The organism is Nonomuraea sp. N2-4H (genome assembly GCF_045291505.1).
Classification (GTDB): Bacteria; Actinomycetota; Actinomycetes; order Streptosporangiales; family Streptosporangiaceae; genus Nonomuraea; species Nonomuraea fastidiosa.
On sequence record NZ_CP147987.1, the window covers coordinates 8,034,993 to 8,047,185 of the forward strand.

Annotated in this window: 11 protein-coding genes and 1 riboswitch; of the genes, 8 read left to right on the plus strand and 3 right to left on the minus strand. The window is 70.5% G+C overall.

The window, feature by feature from the left end; all coding sequences use genetic code 11:
- Positions 1 to 232: 232 nt before the first annotated feature.
- Positions 233 to 1,195, minus strand: a complete 963-nt coding sequence (locus WBK31_RS37230; RefSeq protein WP_364064009.1) for an SAM-dependent methyltransferase — start codon at positions 1,193 to 1,195, stop codon at positions 233 to 235.
- Positions 1,196 to 1,382: 187 nt separating this feature from the next.
- Here WBK31_RS37230 and WBK31_RS37235 point away from each other — a divergent pair, with 187 nt between their 5' ends.
- From WBK31_RS37235 to WBK31_RS37255, 5 genes are all read left to right on the plus strand, one after another.
- Positions 1,383 to 1,610, plus strand: coding sequence for a chaplin family protein (locus WBK31_RS37235; RefSeq protein ID WP_364064006.1), 228 nt, complete (start codon positions 1,383 to 1,385; stop codon positions 1,608 to 1,610).
- Positions 1,611 to 1,924: 314 nt separating this feature from the next.
- Positions 1,925 to 2,815, plus strand: coding sequence for a DUF2520 domain-containing protein (locus WBK31_RS37240; RefSeq protein WP_364064004.1), 891 nt, complete (start codon positions 1,925 to 1,927; stop codon positions 2,813 to 2,815).
- A gap of 22 nt (positions 2,816 to 2,837) precedes the next feature.
- The gene (panC, locus tag WBK31_RS37245; protein ID WP_364064001.1) at positions 2,838 to 3,689 is read left to right on the plus strand and encodes a pantoate--beta-alanine ligase; all 852 of its coding nucleotides are present in this window, start codon (positions 2,838 to 2,840) and stop codon (positions 3,687 to 3,689) included.
- Between the two features lie 284 nt (positions 3,690 to 3,973).
- Positions 3,974 to 6,499, plus strand: coding sequence for an L-aspartate oxidase (locus tag WBK31_RS37250; RefSeq protein WP_406673924.1), 2,526 nt, complete (start codon positions 3,974 to 3,976; stop codon positions 6,497 to 6,499).
- Positions 6,500 to 6,502: 3 nt separating this feature from the next.
- Entirely contained in the window at positions 6,503 to 7,285 is a 783-nt protein-coding gene (locus WBK31_RS37255; protein ID WP_364063997.1) for a type III pantothenate kinase, read from the plus strand.
- Between the two features lie 64 nt (positions 7,286 to 7,349).
- On the opposite strand, the gene WBK31_RS37260 is transcribed toward WBK31_RS37255, so the two are convergent.
- Positions 7,350 to 7,823, minus strand: a complete 474-nt coding sequence (locus WBK31_RS37260; protein ID WP_364063994.1) for a hypothetical protein — start codon at positions 7,821 to 7,823, stop codon at positions 7,350 to 7,352.
- Between the two features lie 176 nt (positions 7,824 to 7,999).
- On the opposite strand from WBK31_RS37260, the gene lysX reads away from it, so the two are divergent.
- The 3 genes from lysX to WBK31_RS37275 all read left to right on the plus strand — a co-directional run bounded on the left by lysX (position 8,000) and on the right by WBK31_RS37275 (position 10,718).
- Complete coding sequence (gene lysX / locus WBK31_RS37265; RefSeq protein WP_364063992.1) at positions 8,000 to 9,481, plus strand: bifunctional lysylphosphatidylglycerol synthetase/lysine--tRNA ligase LysX; 1,482 nt, start codon at positions 8,000 to 8,002, stop codon at positions 9,479 to 9,481.
- 391 nt (positions 9,482 to 9,872) lie between these two features.
- A complete protein-coding gene (locus tag WBK31_RS37270; protein WP_406673925.1) occupies positions 9,873 to 10,085 on the plus strand; it encodes a hypothetical protein in 213 nt (70 codons plus the stop codon).
- A 420-nt stretch (positions 10,086 to 10,505) separates the two neighbouring features.
- Positions 10,506 to 10,718, plus strand: coding sequence for a LuxR C-terminal-related transcriptional regulator (locus tag WBK31_RS37275; protein ID WP_364063986.1), 213 nt, complete (start codon positions 10,506 to 10,508; stop codon positions 10,716 to 10,718).
- A 57-nt stretch (positions 10,719 to 10,775) separates the two neighbouring features.
- Here the strand turns inward: WBK31_RS37275 and WBK31_RS37280 are convergent, their stop codons facing one another.
- Positions 10,776 to 11,705: a C40 family peptidase gene (locus WBK31_RS37280; RefSeq protein WP_406673926.1), complete on the minus strand. Its 930-nt coding sequence runs from the start codon at positions 11,703 to 11,705 to the stop codon at positions 10,776 to 10,778.
- 122 nt (positions 11,706 to 11,827) lie between these two features.
- A riboswitch (cyclic di-AMP (ydaO/yuaA leader) is annotated at positions 11,828 to 11,975 on the minus strand.
- Positions 11,976 to 12,193: the final 218 nt, after the last annotated feature.

Below are 12,193 nucleotides of genomic sequence, written 5' to 3' on the forward strand. Positions count from 1 at the left end.
GCCGGGCCGCCTCCTGTCCCGTGCGCCTGCCGGCCCAGCCGTCGGCCACCCCAGTGTCGGTCGGTCACCCGACCGTCGCCTGGATGGCCACCGGGCTCAGGCGCGGCTCACACGGGGGGCGCCTCGCCAGGCGTGCGCGGCGGGCGGCGCGTGCGGCACCGGTGGGCAGCGGGCAGCGAGCGAGCGACGCGTGGCGGGCGAAGCGGTCATTTGCGCCTCGAAAAGGGCGGGTTCACTTGGTCTGGCTGAGCCAGCCGAAGCCGCCGAGGCCGGTCGCCTCCAGCAGCTCGCCCTCTTCGGAGGCGCGTGCCAGGGCGCGGAGGTAGCCGCGCGGGTCGGTGCGGGCCAGCTCAAGGGGCGGGCGCGCGCCGGTCAGCCCCAGCTCGCGCAGCGCCTCGCGCTGTGTGGACAAGGTTGTGGATATCGCGCCGGCCCGCCGCCCGGCCTCGGCGCACGCGTCGAGTGCTACGTGTGCGGTGATGTCGCAGCTCCCGTCGGGTACGGGGGTCACGACCGACCCGTCCCGGTATCCGGTCAGCGTTCCACAGGGCGGACGGTTATCCACAGGATGTGCATAATCGATGGCGATCGCCCTGCCCCTGGTGAGGCGTACGAGGACGGAGGCCCACGCCTCGTCGCGCGGCCTGCCGATCTCGGCCCGCGTGCCCACCCGGGTCAGCGGCCACCACCGGTCGAGCCACTCGCGGTCGGCGGGATGCGGCGGGTCGCCCAGGCGCTCCTCGCCCGTGGAGACGTTCACCATCACCACCCGCGGCCCTCGCGAGGTCTGCTCGACCACGTCGAGCGGTACGTTGTCGAGCCACTCGTTGGCGATGGCCAGCCCGGTGACGGCGTCCGGCAGGCTCCTGGACCAGACGATCTCCTCGGGCAGGTCGTCGGGCCGCGGCGACAGGTCCACGGCCGTGACCCGCAGCCGGTCGCGCAGCCCAGGCTCGGCGCGTTCGAGCACGCGGGTCACCAGCACGCCCTCACCCGCCCCGATGTCGACCAGGTCGAGCACGTCGGGCTTGCCCAGCTCGGCGTCCACTTCCGCGAGCAGCGTGAGCACCGCCTCGGCGAAGGCCGCGGACGCGCTGACCGAGGTGCGGAAATGGCCTGAGGGGCGTTCGCGGAGGTAGAAGCCCTCCTCGCCGTACAGCGCGCGCTCGGTCGCGGCGCGCCAGGTGAGCCACATGTCTGGACTATCTCATGACTTACATTGGAGACGCACTGTCATCGAATGACTACGAGACGTTGCGAAGTTGCGGTAGCGTTTACCTGTTGTCACTGAGTGATTGCGCTGCGCCAACCCCCAAGTGGTGTGGCCTTTCACTCGCCGAACCAGCACCCGCGGTATGACGCCGCGAAAGAGAGGAGCCCTCGTGCTGAAGAAGATCTTGGTCGCAACCGGAGCCGTCGCCATGCTCTCGCTGGCCGCCCCGGCGCACGCCGACATCACCAACGGCACCGGCGGCGTTATCTCCGGCAACCAGCTCCACGTCCCGATCGTCGCCCCCATCAACGTCTGCGGCAACGCGATCGCCGTCATCGGCTTCGCGAGTGCGGGCTGCAAGGGCGGCGCCAACGCCTACGCGCCCAGCCACCACTGAGCGACATGGATGAGCCCGGGCCGGTGTAGGCCGGCCCGGTCCTTATCCCGGCGGATCAGTCGGCGGTCGACCCGCCGGCGCACTCCCAAGGGGTCATACACAGTCGCGGGCGTCGGGTCCTGAAGGACTCGGCGCCCGCTGCCATTGCGATGGCCCCTCTCCTCATCTCTTCCGACAGGGGGTGCACCGTTTTGTCTGCCCTTGCCCCTTTTGTCGTTAACTCAACGCGCGGCAAAACACCGGTCACACTCGCCGCTCCGCGAGACGGTTACGCTGGTCGGCAGTGCCATCACGTTGGTCAGGGGTGAGACGTCATGGACGCAGGGGACCGCCCGGCACGGCTGGCCGTCGGCGTGCTGGGCGCCGGCAAGGTGGGTTCCGCCCTCGGCGCGGCGCTCGCGCAGGCAGGCCATCGGGTGGTGGCCGCCAGCGGCGTTTCCGACCGTTCCCAGCGGTGGGCCGCCGAGCGGCTCGGCGTCTCGCCGTCCAGGCCCGACGAGGTGGTGGCGGCCGCCCAGCTCGTCCTGCTGACGGTGCCCGACGACGCGCTGCCCGACCTGGTCGGCGGGCTGGCCAGCACGGGCGCCGACCTGCGGGGCAAGATGCTCGTCCACACCAGCGGCGCGTACGGGCTGTCGGTGCTCGACCCGGCGGCCGAAGCGGGCGCGCTGCCGCTGGCGCTGCACCCGGTGATGACGTTCACCGGCCGCGACGACGACCTCAACAAGCTCACCGGCATCTCCTACGGTGTCACCGCGCCCGACGTACTGCGTCCCGTCGCCGAGGCGCTGGTGATCGAGATGGGCGGCGAGCCGGTCTGGATCGCCGACAGCGACCGCCCGCTCTACCACGCGGCCCTGGCCGGGGCCGCCAACCACATGGTCACGCTCATCGCCGAGTCGTCCGACCTGCTGCGCCGCATCGGGGTCGAGCACCCCGGCAGGATGCTGGGGCCGCTGCTCGGTGCCGCGCTCGACAACGTGCTGCGGCTCGGCATCGCGGGGCTGACGGGTCCGGTCGTCCGCGGCGACGCCGGCACCGTACGCAAACATGTCGACGCGCTCATCCTGGCCGCGCCCGAGGCGGCGGACGCCTACATCGCGCTGGCCAGGCTCACCGCGGACAGGGCGCTGGCCGCGGGGCTGCTCAAGCCGGAGGAGGCGGAGCGGCTGCTCGACGCGCTCGGGGGCAATATATGGACCTGACCGTAGCGTTCGGAGGGCACTTATGGAGCTGATCGTCGCCAGAAACCGGGAAGAGCTGGTCAAGGCACGGCGTAGTGGCACGGTGGCGCTGGTGCCCACCATGGGCGCGCTCCACGAGGGGCACAGGTCGCTGATCAGGCTGGCCCGGGTGCGCGCCGATCAGGTCGTGGTCAGCATTTTCGTCAATCCTCTACAGTTCGGCCCTAACGAGGATTTTTCGCGTTATCCCCGTACATTTGATGCCGATCTGGACGTGTGCCGGGCCGAGGGCGTCGACGTCGTCTTCCACCCCTCCGCCGAGGAGATGTACGCCCCCGACCGCCAGGTCAGCGTCTCCGCCGGCGAGATGGGCCGCATCGTCGAGGGCGCCGCGCGTCCCGGCCACTTCGACGGCGTGCTCACGGTCGTGCTCAAGCTGTTCAACCTCGTGCAGCCCGACCTCGCGGTCTTCGGGCAGAAGGACGCCCAGCAGCTCGCGCTCATCCGGCGCATGGTCGCCGACCTCGACCTGCCGATCGAGATCCTCGGCGCCCCCACCGTACGCGAGCCCGACGGCCTGGCCATGTCCAGCCGCAACCGCTACCTGTCCGACGAGGACCGGCAGGTGGCGCTGACGCTGTCGCGGGCGCTGCGGGCCGGTGCCGCCCGGCTCACCCCCGCCGAGATCCGCGCCGAGGCGCGCAAGGTGCTCGACGAGGCCGGGCCCGCGCTCGACGTCGATTACCTCGCGCTGGTCGATCCGGCCACGTTCGTCGAGGTCGGCGACGACTACGAGGGCCTGGCCGTGCTCGCGGTGGCCGCCAGGGTCGGCACCACCCGGCTCATCGACAACGTCACGCTCACCCTCAACCCGCGAACCACCACTCCCGCCTGACCGAAACGACGGCCGCTGAACACGGGCGCGGCGCGAGGGCCACGCAGCCCGCCACCGGAGCGCGCCGCGCCCGCCTTCCGCGCCGCCCGCCTGCCCGTCTGGGGAGCGCCACGCCTGCCTTCCGCCTGCCCGTCTGTCCGTCTGGGGAGCGCCGCGCCTGCCTTCCGCGCCGCCCGCCTGCCCACCTGAGAAGTGCCGCGCCCGCCTGCGCACCCCGGGGCATGGCCACGCCGAGCCAGGCGTTATCGTCATAGTGACGAAATCGCCTCAGTGAGGAGACCCCCATGAGTGCACCGGCGATTCCCCTGCGTCTGACCGCGCCCAGCCCCGGCTGGACCGTGGACGCGGACGTGGTCGTCGTGGGCTCCGGCATCGCGGGCCTGACCGTGGCCCTGCACTACGCCGAGCTGGAGCCGGAGGCCAAGGTTCTGGTCGTCACCAAGGACCAGCTGTCGTCCGGCTCGACCCGCTGGGCGCAGGGCGGCATCGCGGCCGTGCTCGATCCGCGTGACACCCCCGATGAGCACCTGAACGACACGCTGGTCGCCGGTGTGGGGCTGTGCGACGTACGGGCGGTGCGCACGCTCGTCACCGAGGGCCCGGGAGCGCTGCGGCGGCTGATGGAGCGCGGCGCCCGCTTCGACCGCACCCCCGAAGGCGAGCTCCAGCTCACCAGGGAGGGCGGGCACCGGCGGCGCAGGATCGTGCACGCGGGCGGCGACGCCACGGGCGCCGAGGTGCAGCGGGCCCTCGTCGAGGCGGTGCGCGCGGCCTCGATCGAGGTGATCGAGCACGCCCTGGTGCTCGACCTGCTCAAGGACGCCCAGGGCCGGGCCAGGGGAGTGACCCTGCACGTCATGGGCGAGGGCGCGCGCGACGGCGTGGGCGCGGTGCACGCCAGGGCGGTGGTGCTGGCCACCGGCGGCATGGGCCAGGTCTACGCGGTCACCACCAACCCGGTCGTCTCCACCGGCGACGGCGTGGCGCTCGCGCTGCGGGCCGGCGCCGTGGTGCGCGACATCGAGTTCGTGCAGTTCCACCCCACGGTGCTGTGGCTGGGCGAGGGCTCGACCGGGCAGCAGCCGCTGATCTCCGAGGCGGTCAGGGGCGAGGGCGCGTTCCTCATCGACCACGAGGGCGAACGGTTCATGACGGGCGTGCACGAGCTGGCCGACCTCGCGCCGCGCGACGTCGTGGCCAAGGCCATTATGCGCAAGATGCGCGAGAGCGGGCGCGAGCACGTCTACCTCGACGGCCGCCACCTCGGCCGCGAGACCTGGGAGTCGCGCTTCCCCACCATCTACGCGGTCTGCCGCGAGCACGGCATCGACCCGGCGAGCGAGCCCATCCCGGTCGCGCCCGCCGCGCACTACGCGAGCGGCGGCGTCCGTACGGACCTGCGCGGCCGTACCTCCATCGAGGGCCTGTACGCCTGCGGCGAGGTCGCCTGCACGGGCGTGCACGGCGCGAACCGGCTGGCCTCCAACTCGCTGCTCGAAGGGCTGGTCTTCGCCGAGCGCATCGCCGAGGACATCCACGCCTCGCGCCCGTCGCCCGGCGACCCGGTGCCGGGCACCGGCCACGAGGGCCTGGTGGACCCGCGGGTCAGGCCGCGGATCCAGGCCCACATGAGCAACGGCGCGGGCGTGCTGCGCAGCCGCGACTCGCTGCTGCAGACCGCGCGGGCGCTGCGCGACGCCCGCTGGACGCCGGTCGCGGTGCCGCCGTGCACCGAGTCGTGGGAGGCCACGAATCTGCTCACGGTGGCCACCGTGCTCACCGGCGCGGCGGCGGCCAGGCTGGAGACGCGCGGCTCGCACTGGCGCGAGGACCACGAGGTGCGCGACGACAACGAGTGGCTGGGCCACCTGGACGTGACCCTGACCGAGGAGGGGCTTCGCATGACGTACACGCCGCATGGGGACGCGATGCCGGCGCGCCTGGCGCAGGAGCTGACGGCGGCCGGGCTGGACCCGGCCGAGGTGGACGCGCTGATCGGCCGCGCGCTCGACGAGGACCTGCAGGAGGCCGGCGACGTGACGAGCCTGGCCACGATCCCGGCCTGCCGGCGGGCGGTGGCCGACGTGGTGGCGCGCAAGGACGGCGTGGTCGCGGGGCTCGCGGTGGCCGAGGCGGTGTTCGTCCGGCTGGGCGCGGTACGGGCCGAGCGGGCGGCCAAGGACGGCGAGCGGGTCAAGGCGGGCGACGTGCTGATGACGCTGGAGGGTCCCGTACGCGGGCTGCTGACGGCCGAGCGCACCGCGCTCAACCTGCTCACCCACCTGTCCGGCGTGGCCACGCTGACCGCCCGCTGGGTCGAGGCGATCCGCGGCACGGGCGCCCGGGTGCGCGACAGCCGCAAGACGCTGCCGGGGGTGCGGGCGCTGGAGAAGTACGCGGTGCGCTGCGGCGGCGGCGTCAACCACCGGATGTCGCTGTCGGACGCGGCGCTGATCAAGGACAACCACGTGGTGGCGGCAGGAGGCGTGGCCGAGGCGTTCAGGGCGGTCAGGGAGCGGTATCCGGACCTGCCGATCGAGGTGGAGATTGACCGGCTCGACCAGCTCGAACCGGTGCTCGACGAGGGGGCCGAGCTGATCCTGCTCGACAACTTCACGGTCGAGGACACGGCGCGTGCCGTACAAGTCGTGAAAAATCGGGCGAAAAATAGGGTTGCTCTTGAAGCGAGCGGGGGATTGACCTTGGAATCGGCCCGTGATGTGGCGGACACTGGCGTCGACTACCTTGCGGTGGGCGCGCTAACGCACTCAGCGCCGGCCCTGGACATCGCACTTGATCTGCGGGGGTAATTGATGCTGCTCACGATCGACGTCGGCAACACGCACACGGTGTTGGGGTTGTTCGAGGGCGAGGACGTCATCGAGCATTGGCGGCTCGCCACCGACGCCCGGCGCACCGCCGACGAGATCGCGGTCGTACTCCAAGGTTTGCTGGCCCAGTCGCCGCTGCTGAAAGGGGCCGACGTCGACGGCATCGCCATCTGTTCCACCGTGCCGAGCGTGCTGAACGAGATGCGCGAGATGTGCCGCCGCTACTACGGCGACGTGACCGCGGTGATCGTGGAGCCGGGCATCCGCACCGGGGTGCCCGTACGCATGGACAACCCCAAAGAGGTCGGCAGCGACCGCATCGTGAACGCGCTGGCCGCCATCGACCAGTACGGCGGCCCCTGCATCATCGTCGACTTCGGCACCGCCACCTCGTTCGACGCGGTCTCCGCCAAGGGCGAGTACGTCGGCGCGGTCACCGCGCCCGGCATCGAGATCTCCGTCGACGCCCTGGCGGCGGCCGGGGCGCAGCTCCACAAGGTCGAGCTGGTCAGGCCGCGCTCGGTCATCGCCAAGAACACGGTGGAGGCGCTGCAGGCCGGCATCATCTACGGCTTCGCCGGCCAGGTGGACGGCATCGTCGAGCGCATGGCCGCCGAGCTCGCCGACGACCCCGACGACGTCACCGTGGTGGCCACCGGCGGCCACGCGGCGCTCGTGGTGGGCGAGTCGCGCTCGATCGACGTGCACGAGCCGTGGCTGACCCTCATCGGGCTGCGGCTGATCTACCACAGGAACGCCGGCTGAGCGCGTACGCAAGGAAAAGCGGCCCTCCGCCGAGTGCGGAGGGCCGCTCGCTTGCCGGTTGATGTCAGCCCCTGGCGCTGAAGATGTAGTCCCAGTTGCCGCACCGCGTCGGCCACGCGCGGCGCTCGGGGCCCGCCTGGCAGACCTTCACCCGCACGCCCGAGACGTCGAAGACGCGGAAGCGGATGAGCTTGGAGTTCGGGTAGCCGCAGTACTTGTCGGTGTAGACCGTGTCCCAGCCGCCGCGGAACTCGCGGGCCTGGAAGGTCACCCACGCGCACTTGCCGCCCCGGCGGTAGCTGCGGGCGTCGCGGTCGTACAGGCGGCCCCGGACGACGGCCGTGTTGTCGCGCCGGCCGTCCCAGTTGACCCGGATGGTGCCCTCGGCCTTGGCCAGCCTGTTGCTCGAGTAGGTGCTGAACGACGCGACGCTGTCGCGAGGGCCGAACGAGGACGCCTGGGCGGCGGTGGGAAGTGACAGGGCCAGCGTGGTCGTCGCAGCCGCGGCCAGGAGCCCTGTGGCGATCTTCTTGAACATCTTCTCTCCTTGAGCTCCCCTTGGGCCGGTTCCCTACCGGCTCCCCCTGAGCTCGTAAGAAAGATGTAAAGCAGGGCTCTTGCAGAGGATCTACAGTGCGCCGACCAGCACTTGCAGAGGATCTACATCAGGCCGACGAGCCTTTCAGTTCGCCATATCCCCTACCCTTTGATGGTGTGAGCGACGAACTTCCCGAGCAGATGCGCATCCGGAGGGAGAAGCTCGACCGCCTTCGCAGCGAGGGCGTCGACCCTTACCCGGTGAACTTCCCACGTACGGCGACCAACGCCGAGGTCAGGGAGAAATACCAGGGCCTGGAGCCCGACACCTCGACCGGTGACAAGGTCGCGGTCGCGGGGCGCGTCATGCTCAGCCGCGTGGGAGGCAAGCTCTGCTTCGCCACCCTGCGCGACGGCAGCGGCGATCTGCAGGTCATGATCTCGCTCGACAAGGTGGGCGAGGAGTCGCTGGCCAAGTGGAAGCGCGACGTCGACCTGGGCGACCACGTCGGCGTGATCGGTGAGGTCATCACCTCGCGCAGAGGCGAGCTGTCCATCCTCGCCGACTCCTGGCAGATCACCGCCAAGTGCCTGCGCCCGCTGCCGGAGAAGCACATCGGCCTCACCGACCCCGAGGCGCGGGTCCGCCAGCGTTACGTCGATCTCATCGTCAACGACGAGGCCAGGAAGATGGCGCGCATCCGCAGCGCCACTGTGCGCGCGGTGCGCGACTTCTGGCACGAGGAGGGCTACCTCGAGGTCGAGACGCCGATGCTGCAGCCGATCCACGGCGGCGCGGCGGCCCGGCCGTTCAAGACCCACATCAACGCCTACAACATGGAGCTCTACCTTCGCATCGCGATCGAGCTCTATCTCAAGCGTCTTGTGGTGGGCGGCATCGAGAAGGTCTTCGAGATCAACCGCAACTTCCGCAACGAGGGCGCCGACTCGACGCACAACCCCGAGTTCACGATGCTCGAGGCGTACGGCACCTACCTCGACTACAACGACATGGCCGACCTGACCCAGCGCATGTACCAGAAGGCCGTCGTGGCCGCGCTGGGCACCACGGTGGTCGTGCACGACGGCGTCGAGATCGACCTCGGCCTCAAGGAGTGGCCGCGCATCACCCTGTACGGTGCGGTGTCGGAGGCCGTGGGCGAGGAGATCACCACCTCCACCTCCCTTGAGGAGCTGCGCAAGATCGCCGACCGCCGCGAGGTCCACTGGGATCCGAAGTGGGGTCCGGGCAAGCTCGTGCAGGAGCTGTTCGAGGCGCTGGTCGAGCACACGCTGGTGCAGCCGACGTTCGTCATGGACTACCCGCTGGAGACCTCGCCGCTGACCCGCCAGCACCGCGACAACCCGCTGCTGACGGAGAAGTGGGACCTCATCGGGTTCGGCACCGAGCTGGGCACCGCCTACTCCGAGCTGATCGACCCGATCGAGCAGCGGCGCCGCCTGGTCGAGCAGTCGCTGCTGGCCGCCGGCGGCGACCCCGAGGCCATGCAGCTCGACGAGGACTTCCTGCAGGCGCTCGAGTACGCGATGCCGCCGACCGGTGGCATGGGCGCGGGCATCGACCGGATGATCATGGCGTTCACCGGCAAGAACATCCGCGAGACCATCCTGTTCCCGCTGGTCAAGCCCACTCACTGAGCATTCTGCGGGGCGGCGGCGCGGCCACACGTCGGCGCCGCCGCCCCGCGCTTTTATGGTGCGGCCGTTCCGCGCTGTACGGCGCGGCCGCTTTTACGGCGCGGCCGCTTTTACGGCGCGGCCGTTGCGCGCTTTTCACGGCGGGGGCCGCTCCGCGCCTTGCACGGTGCGGCCGCCGTCCCCCACTCGGCGCCTTCTCGACCGAAATCTGCCCGGGCCGCTCTGGAATGCGCGTTGGAGCGCTCAGGAGCGCGCCTCCGGGGCCTGCACCGCCGGTCCCCGGTAGTAGCCGTCGAACGCCATTCTGGCCCGTCCGGTTTCCGACAACTGATCGTCTGTAAGCACCGGGTCAAGTCCGCGGTCCGCCACCTCACTTCAGGTGGTCCGCCGCATGAGCGCGCCGGACGACCGGCTGATCACCATGACGGGCGGCGGGCAGGCCGGCTCCGCCCCGCGGTCGCGCTACTCGGGCGGCGCCTCGATCGGCGTCTCGCTGTGCTGCCTGAGCCGCTCCTGCATGCGCGGGGTGGAGGGCCGGCGCACCGGCACGCGCAGCCCGCTGCGGCCGGGTGGGCCGGGCCGGAGGACCGATTCGAGTCGCTGACCTGGGGATCTTTCACTCAGCATCACCCTGAGGTCAGGGGGCGCGGCGTCACTGAGCGGCGGCGCTCGGCGAGCCGTCCCCGCACATGCGGAAGAGCGGTCCGCGTGCGCTCGGCTCGCGGTAACGCGCGTACGGATCACGCTGATATTCACCATCGAACGGATCGATTCCCGAAGATCGACGGCCGCCTGAGCCGTTGTTTCCCGAAGGGGGTGAGGCTCGCGAGACCGCTCAGGAGACACCGATCTGTAGCGCTTTATCGTCAGGGCGTCACATATTTCGGATCATGTCAATAGTGCTGGTCAAGTATGGAAGACGTCATTGCTTGACGACCTTTCCGAGATGCGTTTACGGTCTGCGAGGAGCAACCTGGGTCCGGTCGAGAGGCCCACGTTCTGCGCTGTTGGGGGAGGGCTCCCGATGGAAGTGCTCACTGAGGATGTTCAACTCAGCCACGCCGATCTCGCGTTGCTGGCGGAGCTGGCCAAAGGGGTCACGGTCGACAGGGTCGGCAGGCGGCTGGACATCAGCGGCCGCACCGTACGACGGCGGCTGCGGGTCATCTGCGACCGCATCGGCGTCGCCACGGCGATCGAGGCCGTGGCCTGGGCGGCCCGCCGCCAGCTGATCTAGCCGCGCCGATCAAGCCCGGCGGTCAGGGCCGGGCGACGGGCGCTCATTGGCGGCGGATCAGTCGGCGATGCGGACCGCGCCGGCGTAGGGCCTGTTCGCGATGGAGGCGATACGGACGACGTCGCCGGTGCGCGGGGCGTGGATCATCATGCCGCCGCCGAGGTAGATGCCCACGTGGTGCAGGTCGCTGTAGAAGAACACGAGGTCGCCGGCCCGCAGCTCAGAGCGGTCGATGTGCCGTCCGGCCGTCCACTGGCTGCCGGTGTAGTGCGGCAGCGAGATGCCGACCTGCTGGTAGGCCGCCATGACCAGGCCGCTGCAGTCATAGGAGTTGGGGCCGTCGGCGCCCCAGACGTACGGCTTGAGCTGCTGCGTCAGCGCCCACCTCGCGGCCTGGGCGGCCTTGCCGCTGCCCGGGATGGGCAGGTCGACGCGCTGGGCACGGGTGCCGGGCAGGCCCGCCTCGCCGAGCGCCCGGCGGAAGAGGTTGCTCTCGACCTTGGCGACCAGCTTGGTGATCTTGTCGCGCTTGGCGCCGAGGTCGGAGATCAGCTTCTGGACCTCGTCGATGCGGGTCTTGGCGCTCGCCCTGGCGCGCTCCGCGGCCTGCCGGGCCCTGGTGACCTGGTTGACGGCCTCGCCCTGCTGCTGCTCCAGCACGTACGTGGTGGCGGCGCGGTCGAGGAACGTGTCGGGGTCGTCGGAGGTGGCGAAGGCCAGGATGCGGCTGAGCCCGCCGGTGATGTAGGCGTTCTCGGCCAAGGCGGCCGCTTTGGCGCGCTTGGCGGCGAGATCGGCCTCACTGGCGGCCAGGGTCTTCTTCGCGGCCTCAGCGGCCCTCTTGGCGCTCTTGAGCTTCTCCCGCTGGCCGTTGTACTGCTCGGTCAGCTGCTCGATCTCGGTGTGCATCTTCTCGACCTGCTTGGCCAGGTCTTGAAGCGAGGGCTTGGGGTCGGCGGATGCCGAGCCGACGGGGGTCGCGGCCATGAACGCCGCGAGTGTGACACTTATTACACCGAGCAGGCGGGACCGCCGTGCGGCGCGTTTCGGAGGGCGGGCGTGCTTGCCCGCCGTCGTCCTCTCACGCTCGCGCGTACGCTTCACCAACCAGCTCCTTCCATCGGCGCCTGCCGGGTTAGCTGACGGGTTCGGGCCGGAGCAGCCCTACCGGTGGTGCGGATTCACCCCGGGTGGCGTTGGGGGCGCCACCGGCGGTTCCCCGGCTCCTCCCTGCGGAGGATTAGGCGTGTCGCCCGCGCGCGACACGCGGGGAACATCGTCGCTGGACACTAATGCACTCCGGGTTCGTGCTCAACCAGAACTGCCGACTCTGTTGAGGTTTCACAACCGAAGGGTCACAAGGTGATCTCGTGCCTGGCCGTACAGAACCGGTTTTATGCCGGATTTGGCGCAACTTCGGATGGGCTGCACGCCTGCTCGGAGCGCGTGCTCGGATGAGCACGAGTTGTTACAGC